16 protein-coding genes and 1 tRNA gene are annotated in these 24,571 nt (G+C 74.4%); 15 read left to right on the forward strand and 2 right to left on the reverse strand.

The annotated features are described in order from the left end of the window. A partial coding sequence (locus ACZ3YO_RS10665) for a DEAD/DEAH box helicase (protein WP_465567530.1) occupies positions 1-2,545 on the reverse strand: 2,545 nt, incomplete at its 3' end. 222 nt (positions 2,546-2,767) lie between these two features. Between ACZ3YO_RS10665 and bldG the strand changes: the two genes are divergently transcribed. The 13 genes from bldG (at position 2,768) to ACZ3YO_RS10730 (ending at position 20,540) form a co-directional block, all read left to right on the forward strand. Continuing rightward, positions 2,768-3,109, forward strand: a complete 342-nt coding sequence (gene bldG / locus ACZ3YO_RS10670; RefSeq protein ID WP_148644090.1) for an anti-sigma factor antagonist BldG — start codon at positions 2,768-2,770, stop codon at positions 3,107-3,109. 157 nt (positions 3,110-3,266) lie between these two features. Beyond that, a complete protein-coding gene (locus tag ACZ3YO_RS10675; RefSeq protein ID WP_465567533.1) occupies positions 3,267-3,686 on the forward strand; it encodes an ATP-binding protein in 420 nt (139 codons plus the stop codon). A 195-nt stretch (positions 3,687-3,881) separates the two neighbouring features. Further along, positions 3,882-4,250, forward strand: a complete 369-nt coding sequence (locus ACZ3YO_RS10680) for a cyclophilin-like fold protein (RefSeq protein ID WP_465567536.1) — start codon at positions 3,882-3,884, stop codon at positions 4,248-4,250. Between the two features lie 333 nt (positions 4,251-4,583). Further along, complete coding sequence (locus ACZ3YO_RS10685) at positions 4,584-5,336, forward strand: small secreted protein (RefSeq protein ID WP_465567539.1); 753 nt, start codon at positions 4,584-4,586, stop codon at positions 5,334-5,336. A gap of 239 nt (positions 5,337-5,575) precedes the next feature. Beyond that, complete coding sequence (locus ACZ3YO_RS10690) at positions 5,576-7,108, forward strand: DUF7059 domain-containing protein (protein WP_465567542.1); 1,533 nt, start codon at positions 5,576-5,578, stop codon at positions 7,106-7,108. Positions 7,109-7,355: 247 nt separating this feature from the next. Continuing rightward, complete coding sequence (locus ACZ3YO_RS10695; protein ID WP_465567545.1) at positions 7,356-7,820, forward strand: hypothetical protein; 465 nt, start codon at positions 7,356-7,358, stop codon at positions 7,818-7,820. 517 nt (positions 7,821-8,337) lie between these two features. Further along, the gene (gene topA, locus ACZ3YO_RS10700) at positions 8,338-11,205 is read left to right on the forward strand and encodes a type I DNA topoisomerase (RefSeq protein WP_465567548.1); all 2,868 of its coding nucleotides are present in this window, start codon (positions 8,338-8,340) and stop codon (positions 11,203-11,205) included. Between the two features lie 256 nt (positions 11,206-11,461). Next, on the forward strand, positions 11,462-14,860 hold the full coding sequence (gene tmk / locus ACZ3YO_RS10705) for a dTMP kinase (RefSeq protein ID WP_465567551.1): 3,399 nt from the start codon (positions 11,462-11,464) through the stop codon (positions 14,858-14,860). Between the two features lie 286 nt (positions 14,861-15,146). Next, positions 15,147-16,358 (forward strand): DNA polymerase III subunit delta', encoded by a 1,212-nt coding sequence (locus ACZ3YO_RS10710; RefSeq protein ID WP_465547715.1) that lies wholly within the window; start codon positions 15,147-15,149, stop codon positions 16,356-16,358. Positions 16,359-16,694: 336 nt separating this feature from the next. Further along, positions 16,695-17,852: a hypothetical protein gene (locus ACZ3YO_RS10715; protein ID WP_465567554.1), complete on the forward strand. Its 1,158-nt coding sequence runs from the start codon at positions 16,695-16,697 to the stop codon at positions 17,850-17,852. A 127-nt stretch (positions 17,853-17,979) separates the two neighbouring features. Next, entirely contained in the window at positions 17,980-19,614 is a 1,635-nt protein-coding gene (locus ACZ3YO_RS10720) for an alpha/beta hydrolase (protein ID WP_465567557.1), read from the forward strand. A gap of 110 nt (positions 19,615-19,724) precedes the next feature. Then, on the forward strand, positions 19,725-20,384 hold the full coding sequence (leuE, locus tag ACZ3YO_RS10725) for a leucine efflux protein LeuE (RefSeq protein WP_396322076.1): 660 nt from the start codon (positions 19,725-19,727) through the stop codon (positions 20,382-20,384). 82 nt (positions 20,385-20,466) lie between these two features. Continuing rightward, a tRNA-Thr gene (locus tag ACZ3YO_RS10730) sits at positions 20,467-20,540 on the forward strand. A gap of 94 nt (positions 20,541-20,634) precedes the next feature. Here ACZ3YO_RS10730 and ACZ3YO_RS10735 read toward each other — a convergent pair. Continuing rightward, positions 20,635-22,146, reverse strand: a complete 1,512-nt coding sequence (locus ACZ3YO_RS10735; protein ID WP_465567560.1) for an MFS transporter — start codon at positions 22,144-22,146, stop codon at positions 20,635-20,637. 128 nt (positions 22,147-22,274) lie between these two features. On the opposite strand from ACZ3YO_RS10735, the gene ACZ3YO_RS10740 reads away from it, so the two are divergent. Both ACZ3YO_RS10740 and ACZ3YO_RS10745 read left to right on the forward strand, forming a co-directional pair. Then, positions 22,275-23,276 (forward strand): Lrp/AsnC family transcriptional regulator, encoded by a 1,002-nt coding sequence (locus ACZ3YO_RS10740; RefSeq protein ID WP_465567563.1) that lies wholly within the window; start codon positions 22,275-22,277, stop codon positions 23,274-23,276. 147 nt (positions 23,277-23,423) lie between these two features. Beyond that, a complete protein-coding gene (locus ACZ3YO_RS10745) occupies positions 23,424-24,335 on the forward strand; it encodes a sterol desaturase family protein (protein WP_465568051.1) in 912 nt (303 codons plus the stop codon). The last annotated feature ends 236 nt before the right edge of the window (positions 24,336-24,571 follow it).

Genomic DNA, 24,571 nt, shown 5'->3' on the forward strand with positions numbered 1-24,571 from the left:
AGGCCGCCTCCTGAGCCTCCTCCGCCGCCTCCTGGGCCGATTCCCGGGCCGGCCGGGTCGCGGCCCCGGCTTCGCTCGGCGCCGTCGGGGCGCCGGCAGAGGAGGCGTCGGCTTCCGCCGCCTCGTCTGCCACCTCCCGAGCCGCCTCCCAGGCCGCCTCCTGAGCCTCCTCCGCCGCCTCCTGGGCCGATTCCCGGGCCGGCCGGGTCGCGGCCCCGGCTTCGCTCGGCGCCGTCGGGGCGCCGGCGAGCAGGATGTCCAGGAGTCGGACGGCGGCAGCCTTGTCCAACGGGTCGTTGCCGTTGCCGCATTTGGGCGACTGCACGCACGAGGGGCACCCGCGCTCGCACTCGCAGGCGGCGATCGCCTCCCGGGTGGCCGTCAGCCACTGGACGGCCCGCTGGAACCCGCGTTCGGCGAACCCGGCCCCACCGGGGTGGCCGTCGTAGACGAACACGGTGGGCAGCTCGGTGTCGGGGTGCAGAGGCACCGAGACGCCCCCGATGTCCCAGCGGTCACAGGTGGCGAACAGCGGCAGCAGCCCGATGGAGGCGTGCTCGGCGGCGTGGGCGGCTCCGGGCAACTGGTCGGGCGGGATGTCCGCGTCGAGCAGCTGGTCCTCGGTGACGGACCACCAGACCGCGCGGGTGCGCAGGGTGCGGGGCGGCAGGTCGAGCTTGGTCTCGCCCATGATCTCCCCGGTGGAGATCCGCTTGCGGAGGTAGCCGACCACCTGGTTGACCACCTCCACCGAGCCGAAGCTGAGCCGGCCTTCGCCCCAGTCGACGGTGGTGTCGGTGGAGAGCACGGAGATGGAGGTGATGTCCCGGGCGGCCGTCGTGTACGGCGGGTCGGCCGGCTCGACCAGCGCGACGGACGTCTCCAGGTCGAGTTCCCGGACGAGGTAGCTGCGCCCCTGGTGGAGGTGGACGGCTCCGGTGTGGACGGTGGTGTGGGCGGCGGAGGCGTCCACCGTGCCGAGCAGCCGCCCGGTCGGGGCCTCGACGATCTGCACCGGGCTGCCGCCGCTGCCGCGCAGGTCGACCGCGTCGGCGGCCCGTTCGCGGCGGGTCCAGTACCAGGCCTCGCCACGGCGGCGGAGCAGTCCGCGGCGTTCCAGGACGGGTAGCAGCGGGCCGGCGGAGGGGCCGAACAGCTCCAGGTCGGCATCGGTGAGCGGCAGTTCGGCGGCGGCCGCGCACAGGTGCGGGGCGAGCACGTGCGGGTTGTCGGGGTCGAGCACGGTGGCTTCGACGGGTGTGGCGAAGAGGGCCTCGGGGTGGTGCACCAGGTAGGTGTCCAGCGGGTCGTCGCGGGCGATCAGGATGGCGAGCGCGCCCTGGGCCTCGCGCCCGGCCCGGCCGGCCTGCTGCCAGAGCGAGGCCCGGGTGCCGGGGTAGCCGGCCATCAGGACGGCGTCGAGGCCGGAGATGTCGACGCCGAGTTCGAGAGCGGAGGTGGAGGCGAGGCCGAGGAGCCGGCCGGTGTGCAGGTCGCGTTCGAGGGCCCGGCGTTCGTCGGCGAGGTAGCCGCCGCGGTAGGCGGCCACCCGGTCGGCGAGCGGTCGGCCGAGCTGGTCCTGGGCCTGCAGCGCGACGAGTTCGGCGGCGCGGCGGGAGCGGACGAAGACGACGGTGCGGGTCTGCCGCTCGACCAGGTCGGTCAGCAGGTGGGCGGCCTCGGCGGTGGCCGTCCGGCGGACGGGTGCGCCGTGCTCGCCGACGTTCTCCGTGAGCGGCGGCTCCCAGAGGCCGAAGAGCATCGGGCCGCGCGGCGAGGCGTCCTCGGTGACCGCCTCGGCCGGTACCCCGGTGAGCCGGTGGGCGGTGGCGGCCGGGTCGGCGGTGGTGGCCGAGGCGAGCAGGAACGTGGGCGAGGAGCCGTACCGGGCGCAGATCCGGCGCAGCCGCCGCAGCACCTGGGCGACGTGCGAGCCGAAGACGCCCCGGTAGCTGTGGCACTCGTCCACCACCACGTAGCGCAGCGTTTTGAGGAAGGAGGACCAGCGGGCATGGGCGGGCAAGATGCCGCGGTGCAGCATGTCCGGGTTGGTGAGCACGTAGGAGGCGTACTGGCGGACCCACTCGCGCTCCTCGGGCGGGGTGTCGCCGTCGTAGAGGGCGGCCCGGACCCGGGGCGGGGCGAGTTCGGCGGCCCGGCGGCGCTGGTCGGCGGCGAGCGCCTTGGTCGGGGCCAGGTACAGCGCGGTGGCGCCGCGGCCGTTGCGGGCCTCGGTGCCGTCCAGCAGGTCGCTGAGCACCGGGGCCAGATAGCCGAGCGACTTGCCCGAGGCGGTGCCTGTGGCGATCACCACAGAATGGCCGCTTTTGGCCAGATTCATCGCTTCTGCCTGATGGGCCCAGGGCTGATCCGCGCCGAGCTCCCGGGCGGCGGTCACGATCTCGGGCCGGATCGAGTCGGGCCATGGCGAATAACGGGCGGTTCGGGCGGGAAGGTGCTCCGTATGGGTGAGCCGGTCCGACCGCCCCCGGGTGGTGGACAGGGTCGTGAGCAGTGCCTCGGGCAGGCTGTGACGGGGCGGCATGAGGACCCAGTGTGTCACCGGCGTGACGGAGAATCGTTGTAAGCCATCGTGCGGGCATGGTCGCAGGTGGTTGAATGTGGCCGTGACGGCCGTACGGCCGGGGGTCGCAGCGCTGAGGCTTGCCACGCGTTGGCTGGGCGTGCCCGGGGCTCGCGACCATGCGGTGGCGGCCGTCCGGCCGAAGATCGCAATGACGTAGCAAGGCAAGGTGCTGGAGGTTCCGTGGACCTGTCCCTGTCGACCCGTACAGTCGGCGATCGCACGGTCGTCGAGGTTGGCGGCGAGATCGATGTGTACACCGCCCCGAAGCTGCGTGAGCAGTTGGTCGAGCTCGTCAACGACGGCAACTACCACCTCGTCGTCGACATGGAGGGCGTGGACTTCCTCGACTCGACCGGTCTGGGCGTGCTGGTGGGCGGTCTGAAGCGAGTGCGGGCCCACGAGGGCTCGCTGCGCCTGGTGTGCAACCAGGAGCGCATCCTGAAGATCTTCCGCATCACCGGCCTGACCAAGGTCTTCCCGATCCACACCTCGGTGGACGACGCGGTCAACTCGACCGACTGACGCGGCCGGGCCGGCCTCTGTGCCGGTCCGCCCGATCCATGCGTCCGGGTGCGCCGGGGCCCTCGTGGCCCCGGCCGCCCCGGCCGCCTCAGGGCCGGTGAGACCGGCCCGCGGGGCCGCATGCCCGGCCCCGGTCGGACACCCCGAGGGGGAGAAGATGGCAACCGTCGAACTTCGATTCAGTGCGCTTCCCGAGCATGTGCGTACGGCCCGGCTGGTCGCCGCGGCAGTCGCGAGACGAGCGGGGGTCGACGAGTCGGTGCTCGACGAGGTGCGGCTCGCCGTGGGTGAGGCGTGCTCCCGTGCCGTCGGTCTGCACCAGCGCGGTGGCGTTACCGGTGCGGTCCGGGTGGCGCTCACGGACCAGGAGAAGCGTTTCCTCATCGAGGTCGAGGACGAGGCAGGCCCCGACAGCGTCCCGGCTCCGGGCGCGGCCGCAGGGGCCGATCCGGACGAGGACACCCTGGGCCTCGCGGTCATCACCGGACTGGTCGAGGACCTGGAGGTCACCAGCGGCTCCGGCGGTGGCCTGATCCGGATGAGCTGGCCGGTCTCGGTCGACGCCGTGGCGGTCTGACCCCGGGCCTCCGGTTTCCCGGGTCTGAGTTCGATCGTCTCCCCGGCCCCTGAGGCCGCTCGTTTCCCTGCTCCCGAGGTCCCGGATGGTCCAATTCCCGGGCGTGCTTTGACAAACTGTTGAGCCTGGCGGTTCGCTGCTCTCGGCACGACCGGGTCCGATCGGTGATCGGACCTGTCGTAGAAGAGGGAACCCATGCGGATACGCATTCTGTGGCCGGCCGGTCAGGCGACCGCCATGCTGGCGGCCACGCCCACCTCCGAGCTGCTCTGGGCCGCATTGCCGATCAGTTCGTCGGCGAACACCTGGGGTGAGGAGGTCTATTTCGACACCCCGGTCAGCGTGCCGCGGGAGCACGACGCCCGGCAGGTCGTCGAGCCCGGCACGGTGGCGTTCTGGACGGACGGCGACAGCCTCGCGCTCCCGTACGGTCCGACGCCGATCTCGCGGGACGGGGAGTGCCGGCTGGCCAGCCCGTGCAACATCCTCGGCGAGCTGGACGGCGACGCCCAGGTGTTGCGTACCGTCCGGCCGGGCGATCCGATCCGGGTCGAGCGGGCCTGACGCGCGCTTGAACCGGGCCTGATGCGCCCGTCAGTCGGGCCTGAAGCGTGCTCGAACCGGGCCCGCACGGGTTCCTTGGACCCGCTCCGCACCGGCTCTGCACCGGCGCTGCACCGGCTCTGCACCGGTTCCGCACGGGGGCGGCGCCCCGGGCCCCTCCCGGGCCCTCCGGGGTCCGTACCGGCCTGTACCGCGGTGGGGCGCGGCCCGGAGGCAACCCGGGTCCGGGCCGGGGCCGGTGCGGGGGCGGGACGGGAACCGGGGGCGGGTCGGCGGCCGTGTAGGTTCGCAGTTCGACGACCGAAGACGACCGAAACCGAAAGGCTTCTCCCGGTGAACAAGCGACTGCTGGCCGTACCCGCGCTCGGCGCGCTGCTTGCGTTCGGCGCCGTCGGCTGCGGCGACGACAACAGCAAGCAGCTGGAGTCCTGGGCGACCAGCGTCTGCGGCGCGGCCAAGGACCCGATCGCCCAGGCGCAGACCGCGCTCTCGGACACCGGGCAGGTGAAGACCGGCGAGGCCCCGGCCGACCTGCAGAAGCGCCTCTCCGCGGACATCGGGCGGCTGGCCAAGACCAACCAGGACATCGCCGCGGCCATCGACTCGGCCGGGGCGCCCAAGGTGGACGACGGCGCGACCCTGCAGAAGGACACCGTCACCGAGCTGAACAAGGCGGCCGACGGCTACCTGGACGTCCAGAAGAAGCTGGACGGGCTGTCCAACACCGACCAGGCGAAGTTCGCGGACGGGCTGCGCAGCGTCGCCGACCAGGTGCAGCAGCTGGCCTCGCTCTCCACCCAGGCACAGGCCAAGCTCCAGCGCGGCGAGCTCGGTGCCGCGATGGCCAAGCAGCAGGGCTGCAAGCCGGGCGCGGCCGCCGCGGCGCCGACCGCCGGGGCGAGCGGCTCGGCAGGCGCGGGCGGCGCCCCGGCGGCCGGCGACGCGACCGGTACGCCCGCGCCGGGCTCGACGGACCCGGCGAGCCCGGCGGCCGGTGCAACGCCCACGGACGCCGGTGGCACGCCGGCCCCGTCCGCCTCAGCCACCCCGTCCAGCCCGTCCACCCCGGCGCCCTCGGCGAGCTGACGCGGGCGCTGCGCGCCACGCTCCGGACCACCACGCCCCTGTCGGCCCTCGGCCGGCGGGGGCGCTTCCGCTGTCGGCGCCATGCCGGGCGCGGCGCCCGCAGCGGACCGGTGCCCACGGCGGACCCTGGGGACCCGGGGACCCGGGGACCCCAGGGGACCGGTGCTCACGGCGGACCGGGCCCGCGTCGGGCGCCCGAGCGGGCGGGCGTGCCCCGCGGCCCGGGGGACAATGGCGGGGTGATCAGTAGCCCCGTTCTCGACCCGACCCGCCTCGCCAAGCTGCGCGAGGCGCTGCTCGCCGCCTCGTTCACCGCCGACGGCTGCCTCGACCTGCTCGGGCCCACCGGGTACGCGGCGCTGGCCCGCAGCGAGGCGGTGCCGGCACTGCGCGCGACCCGCGGGGGCAGCCCGCTGGAGACGCTCGTACGGCTGTTTCTGCTCCAGCAGCCCGTGCCGTACCGGGCGGCCGCCGCCGCACTGCCGGTCGAGGACTGCCTGGCCGACGGCTGGCTGCGCCCGGACGGCGATCTGGTGCGGGCCACCGTGGACGTCCGCCCGTATGCCAACGAGGTATCCGGGCTGCCGAGTTCGGACGCCTGGGTGGTCTCCGACCTGGGCTGCGCGGTCGGCGGCGCGGGCGGGATCGGCTCCGGCGAGACCGCCCACGGCGTGGCCCGCAAGGACCTGGTGCTCGGGGTGGGCGGCGCGTCCACCACGCTGGCCAACATCACCGTGCGCAGGCCCGTCCGCGCCGCCCTGGACCTCGGTTCGGGCTCCGGTGTTCAGGCGCTGCACGCCGCCCGCCACGCCCAGCGCGTCACCGCCACCGACCTCAACGCGCGCGCACTCCGGTTCACCGAACTGACCCTCGCGCTCTCCGGCTTCGAGAACACCGACACCGCGGCCGGCAGCCTCTTCGAGCCGGTCGGTGAGCGCAGGTTCGACCTGATCGTCTCCAACCCGCCGTTCGTGATCTCGCCCTCGGGCCGGTTCACCTACCGCGACGGTGGGATGGCCGGTGACGACCTCTGTCGCAGCCTGGTCCGCTCCGCCGCCTCTCACCTGGAGCCCGGCGGCTACTGCCAGTTGCTCGCCAACTGGCAGCACGTCAAGGGCGAGGACTGGCACGAGCGGCTGGCCGGCTGGGTGGCCGGCACCGGCCTGGACGCCTGGATCGTCCAGCGGGAGGTCCAGGACGTCGCCCAGTACGCCGAGTTGTGGCTGCGCGACGGCGGGGACCACCGAGGCCCCGGCGGCGACTACCAGGCCCGCTACGGGGAGTGGCTGGACGCGTTCGAGGCGGGCCGGGTCGAGGGCATCGGCTTCGGCTGGATCACGCTGCGGGCGGGCGGCGCCGAGCGGCCGACCGTCCGGGTGGAGGAGTGGCCGCACCCGGTCGAGCAGCCGCTCGGCCCACACATCGAGGAGTGGTTCGCCCGGCAGGACTTCCTGCGGACGCACGACGACGCCGGGCTGCTCGCGGCCCGGTACGTGCTGGCCGACGAGGTGGTGCAGGAGCAGGTCGGCGCGCCCGGGGCGGAGGACCCTGAGCACGTGATCCTCCGGCACAACCGGGGCATGCGCCGGGCCACCAAGGTGGACACGGTGGGTGCCGGGTTCGCCGGGGTCTGCGACGGGACGCTCTCGGCGGGCGAGATCGTGGACGCCATCGCGCAACTACTCGGCGAGGACCGGGTGGTGCTGCGGGACCGGGTGCCGGAGTCGCTGCGGCTGCTCACCGAGCAGGGGTTCATCCAGCCGGCCGGCTGAGCACCCGGCAGCCAGAGCCCGGCGACCCCCGGCAGCCAGGGCCCGGACCCCGGCAGCCAGGGCCCGGCGACCCTCGACAGTCAGGCCCGGTGACCCCGCCGGCCGGGCCGGCCCGAGTGCTGCCGGCGGCCCGGTTCATCCCTCCGTACCCCCTGGTTCGCCTGCCGGTCGCCGAACAGCTCTCCCCCGTTGGCCCCCGGCTGTGAGGCTCTGTCCACAGGCTGTGGACAGAGCTGGGGGTCGAGGGGTGGAGACGACGACGGCGACGGTGGGCGGCGCGGTGCTCGCGCTGTTCGGCGGCGCGCTGCTGCTCTGGTGCGCCGCCGAAGTACGCCTTCGCCACGTCGTGCGCCGCCGGGGCGTACCAGCGGTGGCCACCGTGGTTGCCGAGACGGACACCCACGGCGAACTCGACAGCGCGCCGTTGCTCACCTTCTCCGCGCCGGCCGCGATCGACGGCCCCGGCGCGGCCCGCAGGGCCGAGGTGGTGCTCACCCGGCCGCGCGGCCACACCCCGTTGCGCCGCCCACCGCGCTTCTCGCCCGGCACCTCCGTCCGTATTTCCTACGACGCGCGCCGGCCGGCCCGGGTGGTGCTGGCAGCGGCGGAGACCGGCCGGGTCGTGGTCTCGGATCTGCTGTGGACGGCACTGGGCGCAGGTTGTCTGGCCGCCGGCACCACCCTGCTGACCGCGGCCGCCGCAGCCCACTGACGGAGCTGCGGACCGGTCGTGGAGGCCGGTGTCCCGAACCGGCCACAGCGTCCGAATCCGGCCACCCGAACCCGGTCCGGCCACCCGGCCCGCTGCCGGACCGAACCGGACCGAACCGGAGCGCTGCCCCCGGACCACCCCCGAACCACCCCCGGACCACCCCCGAACCACCCCCGGACCGCCCCGGCGCCCCCCTGTCACCAGCCCCGTCGCCGGGCGTCGATTTTCCGTTGACAGATTTTGAAATCCGTCATTCCATCCTTCGAAACCCGCCGAAGCCCCCCTCCACGGGGCGCGATCCTCCATCATCGGGTTACCGTTCGAGTGGCGTCGGTCGGCCTTGCCGGTGAAAAAGCGGGATCCGTCCGTTTGACAAGGGTGGCCGGGGTACGGTCACACTCCGCTGGTGGGGTCGTCGTTCAGCGGCAGCCCCGGGACGGTGGAGGGGTCGGGCGGAGCGCAGCCCGTGCTGCCAGCGCCGACCAGCTCACATAACGACCGGGAGAGAAGAGCGAAGGTGTCCCCGAGCAGCGAGACCGCGCACGGACAGCGACTCGTCATTGTCGAGTCGCCGGCCAAGGCGAAGACGATCAAGGGCTACCTTGGCCCCGGCTACATCGTCGAGGCGAGCGTCGGGCACATCCGCGACCTGCCCAGCACGGCGGCCGAGGTCCCGGACAAGTACACCGGCGAGGTGCGCCGCCTCGGCGTGGACGTCGACCACGACTTCGCCCCCATCTACGTGGTCAACGCGGACAAGAAGTCCCAGGTCAGCAAGTTGAAGTCGCTCCTCGCGGAGTCCGACGAGCTCTTCCTCGCCACCGATGAGGACCGCGAGGGCGAGGCCATCGCGTGGCACCTCCAGCAGGTGCTCAAGCCCAAGGTGCCGGTGCACCGGATGGTGTTCCACGAGATCACCAAGTCGGCGATCCAGGAGGCCGTGGCCAACCCGCGCGAGCTGAACCAGCGCCTGGTCGACGCCCAGGAGACCCGCCGCATCCTCGACCGCCTCTACGGCTTCGAGGTCTCGCCGGTGCTGTGGAAGAAGGTCATGCCGAAGCTGTCGGCGGGCCGTGTGCAGTCCGTCGCGACCCGGCTGGTGGTCGAGCGCGAGCGCGAGCGGATGGCGTTCCGCAGCGCCTCTTACTGGGACCTGGTCGGCACCTTCGGCACCGGCCGCACCCCGGCCGACGCCGCAAACCCGGAGACCTTCGGCGCGCGACTGTCCGCCGTGGACGGCAAGCGGATCGCCAGCGGCCGTGACTTCGGTTCGGACGGCCGCCTGAAGGCCGGCAGCACCAACACCCTGCACCTGGACGAGCAGGCCGCCCGCGCGCTGGCCGCCGCCCTGGAACAGACCGCGTTCAGCGTCCGCAGCGTCGAGTCCAAGCCCTACCGCCGCTCGCCGTACGCGCCGTTCCGCACCACCACGCTCCAGCAGGAGGCCAGCCGCAAGCTGGGCTTCGGCGCCAAGCGGACCATGCAGGTGGCCCAGAAGCTGTACGAGAACGGCTTCATCACCTATATGCGTACCGACTCGACGACGCTCTCGGACACCGCGATCGCCGCCGCCCGCGCGCAGGTCACCCAGCTCTACGGGGCCGACTACCTGCCGGACGCGCCGCGCACCTACGCCAGCAAAGTCAAGAACGCGCAGGAGGCGCACGAGGCCGTCCGCCCGTCCGGCGACCGCTTCCGCACCCCCGCCGAGACCGGCCTGAGCGGCGACGACTTCCGGCTGTACGAGCTGATCTGGATGCGTACCGTCGCCTCCCAGATGAAGGACGCCGTCGGCCAGTCGGTCACCGTCAAGGTCGGCGGCCGCGCGGCTGACGGCCGGGACGCCGAGTTCTCGGCCTCCGGCAAGATCATCACCTTCCACGGCTTCCTCAAGGCCTACGTCGAGGGCGCCGACGACCCGAACGCCGAGCTGGACGACCGTGAGCGCCGGCTGCCGCAGGTCGCCGAGGGCGACCCGCTGGCCGCCGACCAGCTCACCCCCGAGGGCCACGCCACCAAGCCGCCGGCCCGCTACACCGAGGCCTCGCTGGTCAAGGAGCTGGAGGACCGGGAGATCGGCCGCCCCTCCACGTACGCCTCGATCATCGACACCATCATCGGCCGCCGCTACGTCTTCAAGAAGGGGACGGCGCTGGTGCCGTCGTTCCTCTCCTTCGCCGTGGTCAACCTGCTGGAGAAGCACTTCGGCCGGCTGGTCGACTACGACTTCACCGCGAAGATGGAGGACGACCTCGACAGGATCGCGGCCGGCGAGGCGAAGTCCGTGCCGTGGCTGAAGCGCTTCTACTTCGGTGAGGGCGAGGGCCACGCGGCCGGCGGTGCGGCCGAGGCCGGCAACGGCGACGGCGACCACCTGGGCGGCCTGAAGGAGCTGGTCACCGACCTCGGCGCGATCGACGCCCGGGAGATCAGCTCGTTCCGGATCAGCGACGACATCACCCTGCGGGTCGGCCGGTACGGCCCGTACGTCGAGCGCGCCTCCGCCGTCGAGGGCGAGCCCGGCCAGCGCGCCGACATCCCCGACGAGCTGCCGCCGGACGAGCTCACCGTCGAGCTGGCCGAGGAGCTGCTGGCCAAGCCCAGCGGTGACTTCGAGCTCGGCCAGGACCCGGTCAGCGGCAACCTGCTGGTCGCCAAGGACGGCCGGTACGGCCCGTACGTCACCGAGATCCTGCCCGAGGGCACGCCGAAGACCGGCAAGAACGCCGTCAAGCCGCGAACCGCGTCGTTGCTGAAGTCGATGGCGCTGGACACCGTCACCCTGGACGACGCGCTGAAGCTGCTGTCGCTGCCGCGCGTGGTCGGGACGGACCCGGAGGGCGTGGAGATCACCGCGCAGAACGGCCGCTACGGCCCGTACCTCAAGAAGGGCACCGACTCGCGCTCGCTCACCAGCGAGGAGCAGATGTTCACGGTCACCCTGGAGGAGGCCCTGGCCATCTACGCGCAGCCGAAGCAGCGCGGCCGGGCCGCCGCCGCGCCGCCGCTCAAGGAGCTGGGCACCGACCCGGTCAGCGAGCGTCCGGTGGTGGTGAAGGACGGCCGGTTCGGACCGTACGTCACCGACGGCGAGACCAACGCCACGCTCCGCAAGGACGACGAGGTCGAGACGATCACGCCCGAGCGCGGCTACGAGCTGCTCGCCGAGAAGCGGGCGCGCGGGCCGGTGAAGAAGACGGCGAAGAAGGCCCCGGCGAAGAAGGCCACCGCGGCCAAGAAGACGGCGACCAAGACCGCGGCGAAGAAGACCGCCACGGCCAAGACCGCCGCCAAGAAGACGACCACGGCCAAGACGGCGACCGCCAAGAAGACGGCGGCGAAGAAGACGGCCGCGAGCAAGACCACCGCCACCGACGAGGGCTGACCTCTCGCCGGCGGTACCGGGCCCGCGTCTCCCCTCCGGAGACGCGGGCCCGCGGTCGTCGAAGGACGGGGCCGGCGGTCGTCGAAGGAGGGGCCGGCGGTGCCGGGGGAGGGGCCCGCTGACCTCTCGGCGGAGGGCCGCCGTCTTCGAAGGAGCGGTCAACGAGCTGTGCGGGGTGCGTCACAACCCTGCAATGACAACGATCCGGAAGGCCGCTCACCCTTTTGCGGCAACCGCCGACCGCTACGCTGACCGTATGACGAGCGAGGAGCAGCCCACCCCCAGCGCCGCCGCGGCCGCCAGAGCCGGCACGCCCGAGCTGCCCGAGGTCGCGCCCGCCGGTACCCCCGGCGAGCGGGCCCGCGCGCTGCTGCGGCTGCGCCCCTACCGCCGGCTCTGGACCACCCAGCTGATCGGCGGCACGGCCGACCGGCTCGGCCTGCTGGTGCTGCTCGCGCTCACCGTGATCGCCGCCGCGCTCGGCGGGCAGTTCGGTGACCTGCCGCGCAGCCTCGCCTTCGCGGTCGCCGCCGTCATGGCCGTCCGGCTGGCCGCCACCGTCCTGGTCGGCGCCGCCCTGCTCGGCCCGGTGCACGGGCTGCTCGACGGGAAGCTCGACCGGCGCTGGACGATGCTCGGCGCCGATCTGCTGCGGGCCGTGCTGATCGGCGTCGCGCCGTGGTGGATCGTCTGGCTGGGCTCCGGCGCCAAGCCCTCCGGCGCCGCGACCTACCTGCTGCTCGGCACCGTCTTCGTGACCGGTGCCGCCGAGCGGGTCTGGGCCATCGCCAAGGCCGCCGCCGCCCCGGCGCTGCTGCCGCCGGCCAACCCCTTCGCGCCCGCCGCCGAGCAGCGCCCGTCCGCCGCCAACCTGGACACCGTCCGGACGCTGGACCGGCGCACCGGCTGGGCCACCGTGCCGCTCGCGGCGGCCGCGCTCGTCGCGCTCACGCTGCTCAACAACATCTTCGCGGCGGCCGGCTCGGACTGGCTGCGGGCCCACCAGACCACGTTCGCCGCGCTCGGTGCGGCCGTGCTGTTCGCGGTCTCGGCCGTCCGGACCTACCAGCACGAGCTGCCCGGCGGTCCGGTCTCCGCCGCCCCGCACTCCCCGCTGCAGGGCCTGCGCGCCCCGACCGATGCGACCCCCGGGCCCGCGCTGAGCAAGGGCCGCACCGGCTCCGCCCCGTACTTCACCTTCGCGGTCGCCGCGGCCTACGCCTCGATGGCCGGGGTCGCCGCGCTCGCGCTGCTGACCGCCGCCGAGCACCGGGCCGGGCCGATCGGCTACGGCCTGCTGGTCCTCGCCGCGGCCGGCGCGCCCGCGCTCGGCGCCCGGCTCACCCGGGTCACCCTGCCCTCGCTCTCCCGTCGCCGGCTGCTCGCGCTCGCCCTGCTGGCCGAGGGCGTCGCGCTGATCCTGGCCGGCCTGGTGCTGGACTTCGTCCTCGTCCTGCTGCTGACCGTGCTGGCCGGCCTGGCCGCCGGCATCGTGATCTCGGCCGGCCGCACCCTGCTCGCCCAGGAGGTCGAGGAGGCCCGGCTCCCGAAGGTCGACGAGCACCTGTACGCGGTGCTGCGGGTCGTCGTGGGCGCCGCGCTGGTCGTCGTCCCGCTGATCGCCGCCGCCTACGGGGACGTCCAGTACGGGACCGTCGAGCCCGGCTCGTTCACCTTCATCCACGGCGGCGCGGCCCTCGCGGTCGCCACCGCAGGCCTGCTGACCCTGGTGCTCGCCGCCGTGGTCCTGCTCAGGACCGACGACCGGCGGGGCACCGCCCCGTTCGCCCGTGACCTGGTGGACGCCGTCCGCGGCGCGGCCGGGCCGGCCCCGCACCGCACCACCGGCACCGGCTTCTTCATCGCCCTGGAGGGCGGCGACGGCGCCGGCAAGTCCACCCAGGCCCAGGCGCTCGCCGAGTGGATCCGGGGCAAGGGCCACGAGGTGGTGCTCACCCGCGAGCCCGGCGGCAGCCCGGTCGGCCAGCGGCTGCGCGGGCTCGTCCTGGACGTCGGCAACACCGGCCTGTCGCACCGCGCCGAGGCGTTGATCTACGCCGCCGACCGCGCCGAGCACGTCGAGAACGTCATCCGCCCGGCGCTGGCCCGCGGCGCGGTGGTGATCACCGACCGGTACATGGACTCCTCGATCGCCTACCAGGGCGCCGGCCGTGATCTCGCCGCCACCGAGGTGGCCCGGATCTCGCGCTGGGCGACCGGCGGGCTGGTGCCCGACCTGACCGTCGTCCTGGACGTCGACCCCACCAGGGCCCGGGAGCGCTTCACGGAGGCGCTGGACCGGCTGGAGTCCGAGCCGACCGAGTTCCACCAGCGGGTCCGGTCCGGCTTCCTCGCCCTGGCGGCCGCCGACCCCGCGCGCTACCTGGTCGCCGACGGCAGCCAGCAGCCCGGCTTCGTGACCACGGCGATCCGTCACCGGCTCGACCGCGAGCTGCCGCTCTCCGACCAGGAGAAGGCCGCCCGCGCCGAGCAGGAGCGGCTCGCCCGCGAGGCGGCAGAGCGTCGCGCGGCCGAGGAGGCGCAGAAGAAGGCCGAGGCGGAGGCCGCCGAGCGCAAGCGGCAGGAGCTGCTGGAGCAGCTCCGGGCCGAGCAGGCGGAGAAGGAGCGCCTCGCCAAGGAGGAGGCCGAGCGCCTCGCCGCCGAGGCGGCGCGCAAGGCTGCCGAGGAGGCCCGCCGCAAGGCGGAGGAGGAAGCCCGCCGGCGTGCCGAGGCGGAGGCCGAGCAGCGCGCCGCCGAGGAGGCCCGGCTCGCCGCAGAGGCGGCCGAGCGCAAGCGGCTCGCCGACGAGGCGGCCGCCCAGGCGGAGCTCCAGCGGCAGCGGGAGCTGGCGCGCGAGGAGCAGCGGCGGCGTGCCGAGGAGGCGCTGCAGCGTGCCGAGGAGGCCCGGCTGGCTCAGGCCGCGGCGCTCGCCGCGGCGGCTGCGGCGGCCGAGAGCGCGGCCGACCGGGCTGACCGGGCTGACCGGGCTGACCGTCCGGTGCCGGGCGATGCGGTGACCACCGAGCTGCGGATGGTGAAGGACCCGGACGACGCCACTCAGGAGATCTCCGAGCGGGACCGCCGGGCGGCGGTCCGGGCGGCGGAGGCGGGCGGTGCGGACGCTGCCGGTAAGAGCGAGGTCGACGCGACGGCGAAGCTGCCGGTCGTTCCCGCCGCTCCGGCGGACGAGACGGCCGTGCTGCCCCGGGTGCCCGCGGCGGACCGGACCGAGGTACTGCCGCGGGTCGAGCCGGCCGGGCCGGCCGACCGGGTGCCGCCGGGCCTGTGGCGGGACGACCGGGATGACCGCGCCGGGCAGGCCGCGTCGGAACGGCCGGTCGACACCACCCGGGAGCTGCCGGTGGTCGAGGAGACGCAGCAGGCCCCCGAACCGCGTCCGCGGCCGTCCTGGGCCGAGGAGACCCCGATGGACGACCTGCCGAGCCTGACCGACACACTGCTCGGCTCGCGTGACGAGTGGGCCCGCTGGGATCACACCGGCCCGGCCGAGCAGGGCCCGCAGGACCCGCGCCTCGCCTACGGCGGCGACGCGGCCGGTCACGGTGGCGTGGACGGCGGCGGTCAAGCCGGCCAGAGCGGTCCGGACGACCAGGGCGGCAAGGGCAAGGGCCGACGCTGGCGGCGCCGGGGCTGACCCGGCCCGGGGCGGAAGAGTCAGGACGGTCCAGGACGGACACCTCGGAAGCCCGGGACGGAAGAGTCAGGACGGCCCGGGGGGACAACTCGGGACGGCCCGGGGCGGACGGCTCAGGACGGGCTCCGGGAAAGACGGCGGGCGGTGCGGCCGGGGCGGTGCTCCGGCGGCACCGCCCGCCGTCGTACCGGGCACGTATGCTCGACCGCGGGGAGCGGAGACCGGGCCGGGCATGAGCACCGGGGCGGTCCGCACGAGGCAGTCCGTACCGAGCTTGGGAGCAGCAGTGGCCGTCTGGGACGACCTGGTGGGCCAGGAGCGGGTGGTCGAGCAGCTGACCGCCGCCGCCCGGGCGGCCGGGGCGACGGTCGCCGCCGGCCGCGGGGCCGCGCCGGAGCCGGGCGGCAACGCCTCGCTGATGACGCACGCCTGGCTGTTCACCGGGCCGCCCGGGGCCGGCCAGACCACCGCCGCCCGCGCGTTCGCCGCCGCCCTCCAGTGCACCAGCCCGGACCTCGCGCTCGGCGGCACGCCCGGCTGCGGGTTCTGCGACGGCTGCCACACCGTGCTGGCGGGCAGCCACGCGGACGTGAAGTACGTGCGCACCGACGGCCTGTCGATCGGCGTCGGCGACATGCGTGACCTGGTGCTGCGCGCCTCCAGCTACCCGACCGGCGGCCGCTGGTCGGTGATCCTGGTCGACGCCGCCCACCGGCTCACCGAGGCCGCCGCCAACGCCCTGCTCAAGGGCGTGGAGGAGCCCTCGCCGCGCACCGTCTGGCTGCTCTGCGCGCCCTCCGTCCAGGACGTCCTGCCGACCATCCGCTCGCGCTGCCGCCTGTTGGTGCTGCGCCAGCCCGCCGCCGAGGCCGTCGCCGACATGCTGGTGAGCCGTGACGGCGTCGACCCGGGGACGGCCCGGCTGGCCGCGCTCGCCGGCCAGGGGGACATCGAGCGCTCCCGCCGGCTGGCCGTCGACGACGAGGTCCGGACCCGCCGGGCCGAGGTGCTGCGGATCCCGCTGGAGGTCGCCGACATCGGCGGCTGCCTTTCCGCCGCCCAGCGGCTGGTCGACACCGCCAAGGCCGACGCCGAGGCGCTCGCCGAGACCCAGGACGCCAAGGAGACCGACGATCTCAAGGCCGCGTACGGCGCGGCCGAGGGCAGCAAGGCGCCGCGCGGCATGGCCGGGGCCGTCAAGGAGCTGGAGAAGCGGCAGAAGAGCCGTGCCACCCGCACCCGCCGGGAGACGCTCGGCGTCGCCCTGCTCGACCTGCTGAGCTTCTACCGGGACGTGCTCGCCCTGCAGCTCGGCTCGACCGGAGCGCTGTCCAACGAGGACCAGCGGTCGGCACTGGACCGGGTCGCGCAGGCCGGTCCGCCGGAGGGCACGCTGCGCCGGATCGAGGCGGTGCTCGCCTGCCGGCAGGCGTTGGACCGCAACGTCGACCCGCTGCTCGCGGTAGAGGCGATGACGGTCGCGCTGCGGGCGGGTTAGCGCGCGACGCCTCGCGGCGGACTGCGCGGCTCCAAAGGCTCCAAGGGCTGTACGGGCTGTACGGCGCTCAACGGGTCTTCACGGGACTCCGGGGGCTCCTGGGCTCACGGGGCTCCGGGGGCTCGTGGGCTCACGGGGCTCCGGGGTAGGGCTTCCGCGCTAGTGGCGTGTCCCACCTTCGAGTGAACGGGCCGTACGCGCCGGGCACACCCACGTGTGACCGCCGGGTCGTCTTGCACGCTGGGGCCGACTGCGCCCCGACGCCGGGGCCGTCGCGTCCCGTCCGGCGCCGGGCCCCACCGGTCGTCCGGCCCTCCTCCCGAGGCGGTGCGTCCCATGGTCCGTTCGCTCCTCGTCGTTCCCCTGCTGGCCGCGGCCGGGGGCGGTGTCTGGCTCGCGCGCGGCGCCCTGCTGCGCTGGCGCGACCTGCGGGCCGCCGAGACCTACGAGCTCACCGGTGACCAGCGGCCGATGCTGCTGCGCGCGGCCGGCGCGATGGTGTGCGGGGTCTGCGTCACGGCGCTGACGCTGCTCACGGCCCTGGGGACGTTCGGCGGCCTCAGGTCCCAGGACCCGCGCTCCGGTTCCGCGGAGTTCGGTGCCGACTCCGATGCCGCGGTGGGCAGCGGCGCCGAGGGTGCGCGGCCGGCGGCTCCGCCGACCCCCGAGGCCGCACCGGTGACCGCCTCCGCCACCCCGGCCGGTGCCACCACCCCCGCCCCCGCGCCGGTGGCCAGCCGTTTCGACAGCGTCGGCCACCCCGCCGGCGGCGAGCTGCTGCAGTCCGCCGTGCTCGGCCCGGACGGCCACCCGCGCAACATCCGGGTCTGGCTGCCGGCCGAGTACGCCAAGGACCCGAACGCGCGCTTCCCGGTGGTCGTGATGCACGCCGCCACCCCGCGCAAGACCGCCGACGTCGAAGTCCCCGACGTCTTCGAGGGCCTCGGCTCCGCCGTCCAGACCGGCAAGGCCCGCCCGTTCATCCTGGTCGCCCCGGAGGCGCCGAACGGCACGGCGCACCCCTGCGAGCTGGTCGCCGCCGCCCCGCAGGCCGTCGCCGACGACGCGGCGCTGCGCACCACCATCGCCGCCACCTTCCGCACCCTGCCGCCCGGCCCGGCCTCCTGGGGCGCGCTCGGCGTCGAGGGCGGCGCACCCTGCGCCGCGGCCGCCGCCCTGGCCCGCCCCGACCTGTACGGCGCGGCGGCCGCGGTCTCCGGCCGGTACGACAACGCCGCACTGGCCCAGACCGGTGCCGAGGCCCCCGCCAACGCCGCCCCCAAGCTGCTGCTGGCCGCGGCCAAGGCCGACAGCGCCGGCCTGGACGCGGCCCGCAAGCTGCAGGCCGCACTGCGCGGCGGCACCGGCGCGGCGGCCCGCGCCGACGTGCGGATCTCCGACAACGTGCAGGACTACACGGCGGACCGGGAGCGGCTGCGGCTGGTCCGGCAGGCGGCCCAGTACCTGGCCGAGACGCTGGCCAAGGCGTCCTGAGCTGCGGCTGAGCCGCCCTGCGCGGTGCACCGGCGGGCACTACGCTTCGCCGTACCCGGGCGTCGGCAGCGGCCGCGGCCCCGTACCCGAGGGCCGAGGGGAACAGATGAGGGCGGAGCGGGAGCGGATGAGGCCAGAGCGGGAGCGGCGCGGGACGGCGGTGGCCGCGGTGCTGGCCGCCGGGTTGCTGATCGGCGGGTGCAGCTCCAGCTCGTCCACGCCGCACGTCTCCTCCTCGGACACCGTCGCGCCCGGCTCGCCCTCGTCCCCCTCGTCCCCCGGCGCGGGGCCGGCCTCCCGCCCCGGGGTCACACCGCTGGAGCCGCTGCCGGCGGCCGTCCCCGCAGCGCTGGCGCCGTACTACGGGCAGCGGCTCGCCTGGCAGCCTTGCGACGAAGGCTTCGAGTGCACCACCTTCACGGTGCCGCTGGACTACGACCACCCGGCGGGCGGGGACCTCACCCTGTCGGCCGTCCGCGCCCCCGCCGTTCCGGCCGGCTCCGGTACGGGCGCCGCCGGCCGGCTCGGCTCGCTGCTCCTCAACCCCGGCGGCCCCGGCGGCTCGGCGGTCGACTACGTGGAGGCCGTCGCCAGGACGTACGACAGCGGGGTGCGCGCCCGGTACGACCTCGTCGGCGTCGACCCGCGCGGCGTCGGCCGCAGCTCCCCGGTGACCTGCCTCGGCGGCGACCGGATGGACGCGTACACCGCCGCCGACATCACCCCCGACGACCAGGCCGAGATCGACGCCCTGGTCGCCGCCGACAAGGAGTTCGCCGAAGGCTGCCGGCAGCGGGCCGGCGACCGGCTCGGCCACCTGAGCACCGTCGAGACCGCCCGCGACATGGACGTGCTGCGCGCGCTGCTCGGCGACGAGAAGCTCAACTACGTCGGCAAGTCGTACGGCACCTTCCTCGGCGCCACCTACGCCGGGCTCTTCCCGAGCCGCACCGGCCGGATCGTGCTGGACGGCGCGATGGACCCGTCACTGGACGCGCTCACCGGCAACCGCACCCAGGCCGGCGGCTTCGAGACCGCCTGGGCGGCCTTCGCCAAGGACTGCGCCCAGCACGACGACTGCCCGCTCGGCCGGACCGAGCAGCAGGCCGGCGAGCAGCTCACCGCCCTGTTCAGGACGATCGACACCCAGCCGCTGCCGACCACCGACGGCCGCCGGCTGACCGAGGCCCAGGCCACGACCGGTGTGATCCAGGCCATGTACGCCGACTTCCTGTGGCCCCGGCTGCGCACCGCCCTCGCCGACGCCAGGAGCGGCGACGGCACCGGCCTGCTCAAGCTGTCGGACTCGTACTACGAACGCGGCTCGGGCGGCTCGTACCCCAATCTGATGTTCGCCAACATGGCGGTGAACTGCCTGGACCTGCCCGCGCCTTTCACCGGGCCCGCCGGCGTCCAGCAGGCGGTGCCGCAGTTCGAGCAGACCTCGCCGCAGTTCGGCCGCGACATGGCCTGGATGGCGTTGACCTGCACGTACTGGCCGGTGAAGGCCACCGGAGCGGCGCACACCATCCGCGCCGCCGGAGCCGCGCCGATCGTCGTCGTCGGCACCACCCGCGACCCGGCCACCCCGTACGCGTGGGCGCAGTCGCTGGCCGGGCAGCTGGAGTCCGGCCGGCTGCTGACCTACGAGGGCGACGGGCACACCGCGTACGGCCGGCACGACGCCTGCGTGGACGGAGCGGTCAACCGGTACCTGCTGGGCGGGGAGGCACCGGAGCAGGGGAAGCGCTGCGGTTCGTAGGGCGCGTGCCGGGGTGGGGGAGAGGGCGGTAATTTCCGCTTCAACTGTCGGCCGGTACGACGTTACGATGAGCGCCCCGCCACCCCTGTCACCCCTCACCGGAGCGCACCGTGCTCGGAGTCAACGACCTGGCGACGTACATCCTCGGCGCCCTCGTCATCATCCTCCTCCCCGGCCCCAACTCCCTGTACGTGCTGTCCGTCGCCGCCCGCAAGGGCGTCCGGACCGGCTACACCGCCGCGGCCGGCGTCTTCGTCGGCGACCTCACCCTGATCAGCCTCACCTCGCTGGGCGCCGCCTCGCTGCTGGAGGCCAACCCGGCGGTCTTCGCCGTGGTGAAGTTCGGCGGCGCCGCCTACCTGCTCTGGATCGGTATCGGCATGCTCCGGGCCGCCCGCCAGCTCTGGCGCGAACGCCGGGCCGCCGCCACCGCGGACCCGGACGCCACCGCACCCGCCGCGGAGCCCGCCGAGCGCCCGTTCCGCCGAGCCCTGGTGATCAGCCTGCTGAACCCCAAGGCCATCCTGTTCCTCCTCTCGTTCTTCACCCAGTTCGTGGACCCCTCCTACGGGCAGCCCGCGCTCTCCTTCGCCCTCCTCGGCGGAATCCTGCAGACCTTCAGCCTGCTCTACCTCTCCATGCTGATCTTCGCGGGCACCACCCTCGCCACCGCCTTCCGCCGCCGCAAGCGCCTCTCCGCCGGTCTCACCAGCGGCGTCGCCGTCCTCTTCGCCGGCTTCGCCGCCAAACTCGCCGTCTCCTCCGCCTGATCCCCCCGCCCCGGCAACCCGTTACGGATCACCCGCGAACCTGTGTAGACTGGCCCGCGTTGCGACCGCGCGTTGCAGCGGCGCCGCCTTAGCTCAGTTGGCCAGAGCAACGCACTCGTAATGCGTAGGTCATGGGTTCGAATCCCATAGGCGGCTCAGGAGTTGAAGGCCCGGTCGGTTCTCCGACCGGGCCTTTTGGCGTTCACGGTGTGCGCCGGGGGCGGCTCGGGCCGCCGCGGGGGTGGGGGCTTCAGGCCGCCTGGTGGTGCCTGGGGGCCGGTTCCGGGTCGGCCGGTGGGGGAGGGGTGGGCGGGCGGTTCGCGGTGGGCCGCAGCAGGGCGGCGACCACGGCCGCGCCTGCCAGTGCGGTGAGGGCCGCGACGAGCATGGTGTGGTCCAGTGCAGTGGCGAAGGCCGTCCGGATCAGGGACTCCGGGGTGCCGGCCGGGGTCTGGCCGGTGCTCAGGGCGCGGGCGGCGGCGGCCGGGTCGGGGACGCCGGGCCGGCCGGCCAGGGTGGTGCGCAGCCCGTCGTCCAGGATCAGGCCGAAGACCGCGATGCCGAGGGCCTGGCCCAGCTGGCGGAAGGTGTTGAGGGCGCCGCCGGCCATACCACCGCGCTCGGGCGGGACGGCGGACATCGCGCTTGCGGCCAGGACGGGGCTGACCGCGCCCACGCCGAGGCCGGTCAGGGCGAGGCCGGGCAGCAGGGCCGTCCACCCGGAGGAGCCGTCCAGGGTGCACTGGAGGAGGGCGCCGGCGCCGATCACGGCGAGGCCGCCGCCGAGCGGGATCGCGGCCGGCAGGGTGGCCAGCCGGCGGCCGGCCACGGCGGAGACGACGAAGGCGACGGCGCTCATCGGCAGCATGGTGAGCCCGGCGGCCAGCGGGCCCTGGCCGAGCACCGCCTGCAGCCAGAGCGAGGTGTAGGGGAGGTAGGAGAACGCGGCGGCGGAGTAGACCAGGCCGCAGAGCATCACGCCGGTGAAGGTCGGGCGGCGGAACAGCGCGAGGTCCAGCAGCGGGTGCGGGCTGCGTGCCTCGATCAGCAGGAACGCGGCGAGGGCGACGACGGCGAGTGCGGCGAGGGCGAGGACCGGCGTCGAGGTCCAGCCGTCGGCGCCGCCCCGGACCAGCACCAGGACGAGCGCACCGGCCGCGACGGTGAAGGCGGCGGCGCCGGGCAGGTCGGTCCGGCGGGCGGCGGGGTCGCGGGACTCCGGCAGGGTGCGCAGGGTGAGTGCGACGGCGGCGACGCTGATCGGCAGGTTGACCAGGAAGATCGACCGCCAGCCCAGGTACTCCGTCAGCACCCCGCCGGCGATCGGCCCGATGGCGGCCGCGGCACCGCTGACGGCACCCCAGACCCCGAACGCGACGGCGCGGTCGCGGCCCCGGTAGGCGAGGTTGAGCAGCGCCATCGCGGTTGCGAACATCGCCGCGCCGCCGGCCGCCTGGACCACCCGGGCGGCGACCAGCACCGGGCCGTTCGGGGCCAGTCCGCAGGCCAGCGAGGCCAGCGCGAAGACGACCAGCCCGGTGGTGTAGACCCGGCGGCGCCCGTGCCGGTCGGCCAGTGCGCCGAGGCCGAGCATCAGGGCGGCCAGCGCGAGTGCGTAGCCGTCCAGCACCCACTGCAGGCCGGCGAAGTCCATGCCCAGTGCGGTGCCCATGTCGGGCAGCGCCACGATCACGATGCTGACGTCGGTCAGCAGCATGAAGACCCCCAGGCTGACCGCGACCAGCGGCCACCACTTCCGCATCCCCGTACTCCTCGTTCCGTTGCCCGGCCAGGGAGGCCGGGGCTCCGCCACTCTGGGCCCGGGGTGGGACACTGCGCCGGACAGTGGTGCCGATCCGACGGATCTCGACACCGGGTACCGTCCTGCTGGTGGAAATCGTGACGCTGGACGATCTGGACCGCGCGCTGCTGCACGCCCTGCACGTGGACGGCCGGGCGCCGTACCGGCGGATCGCCGAGGTCCTCGGGGTGTCCGACCAGACCGTGGCCCGCCGTTACCACCGGCTGCGCGCCGACGGCGTCCTGCGGGTGGTGGGGCGGACCAGGGCCCGGATGCTCGGCGAGGTCGACTGGCTGACCCGGGTCCGCTGCGTACCGGACGCGGCGGCGGCGATCGCGGAGGCGCTGGCCCGCCGGCCGGAGACGTCCTGGGTGAGCCTGCTCTCGGGCGGCGGCGAGATCGTCTGCAACACCCGTTCCCCGGCCCGGCCGGACCGTGAGGAGCTGCTGCTGGGAAAGCTGCCGCGGACCCCCCGGGTGCTCTCGGTCAGTGCGCACTACCTGTTGCGGACCTTCGTCGGCGGGACGTCGGCGTGGAGCGGGCGCACCTCTGCGCTGACCTCCGCGCAGGTGGCCCGGCTGCGGTGCGCCTCGCGGGCCGCGGACGGGGAGGGCGCGGAGGCCTCGGAGGTTCCGGGCGCGCCGGTGGTGCCGGACGAGCTGGACCGAGGTCTGCTGGCGGCGCTGGCGGAGGACGGGCGGACGCCGCTCGCCGAACTGGCGGCCCGGACCGGGGGGTCGGAGGCGACGGTTCGGCGCCGGCTGGCCGCGCTGACCCGATCGGGGCTGCTCTATTTCGACGTGGACGTGGAGCCCCGGCGGCTCGGCTTCGAGATCGAGGCGTTCTGCTGGCTGACGGTGGCTCCCGGCCGCCTGACGGCCGTGGCCCAGGCGGTGGCGGACCACCCCGAGGTGGGCTTCGCCGCCGCGACCACCGGGCCGACCAATCTGGTGGCGGGCCTGGTCTGCCGGGACATCGAGGCGTTCTACGGCTATCTGACGGACCGGCTGGGAGGTCTGGACGGGGTCGGCGCGCTGGAGACGGCGCCGGTGATCCGGAGCGTCAAACGGGCTGGGCTGCTCATCCGATGATCAAAGGTATTTGCTCGGATTCTGCGCCACTCTGGCCGATAGTTTGCCTACTTATTATCCGACAAATTTTGACGCTTGTGATTCTTCTCTAAAATCCCTCGCATGGCCGTCCGGGCACCGTTAGTATCGGAACGATTGCTTTCGGTGATCGATCGGTGCTGGGCCGCGAAGGGGGTAGCCGTGACTGGGAAGCTGCGCGCCGTGCTGCGTCATGTCGCCTATCCGACCCTGCTGGTCACCGTGGTGTCGATATCGGTCGCGGCCCTGCGCTGGCGGTGGGATCTCGGGCGCACGAGCCAGGTCTTCCTGCTCGGCACCATCGGCTGTCTGACGGCTCTGGAATGGTTGATTCCGTACGAACCCGCATGGCAGCCGAGCCTCGGCGAATGGGGCTGGTACGGCGTCTACTTCGTTCTGACGATGATCGGCGGGGCGCTGGCACAGCTGCCGGTGACGGCCGCGGTCGGGTGGCTGGCGCCGCCCCACCCGACGCTGCCGTTGCGGGTGGAGATCCCGGCGGCGCTGCTGCTCGGCTCGCTGGCCAACTACCTGATGCACCGTTGGAGCCACAGCAATCCGTGGCTCTGGCGGCTGCACGGGGTGCACCACGTGCCCGAGAAGGTCAACGTCGCCAACAACGGGGTCAACCACATCGTCGACGTGCTGGTCACGCAGGGCACCGTCCAGCTCTCGCTCGCGCTGGCGGGTTTCTCGGCGGAGTCGGTGTTCGTGGTGGGCCTGTTCGTGGTCGCCCAGGGCTATTTCGTGCACGCCAATGTCGATGTCCGGCTCGGTGTTCTCAACCACGTCTTCGCGGGTCCGGAGCAGCACCGGCTCCACCACAGCGTCGACGTGGCGGAGGCCGGGCACTACGGCTCCGACCTCTCCGTCTGGGACCACGCCTTCGGCAGCTTCACCTGGCAACCGGGCCGCCGGCCGGCCGCGGTGGGGCTGCATCGTCCGTCCGAGTTCCCCCGGACGGACGAGGTGATCGCCAGTCATCTCCGGGCCTGGCGCCGGCCGGTGCGGCCGGTCCGGGCCGACGACTCCCCGGCCTGACCGCCCGCTGTCCGGGTGGCCCACGCCGAAGTCCACCTGTCCGCGCCCTCCCCGATCTCCGGCCTGTCCCCTACCGGCCCGTCCCTATCGGCCTGCCTCCATCGGCCCGCCCCTCCGGCCCGTCCCTCCCTACCGGCCCGCCCGTCTCTCAGGCCGGCCCGGCTCCGCCCTGCCCGGAGCCGGCCACGGCCGCCGTCCCCATGCCCGCGCGGCCTCCCACGCCCGTGCCGTGCGCG

It is taken from the genome of Kitasatospora sp. NPDC022785, assembly GCF_055561295.1.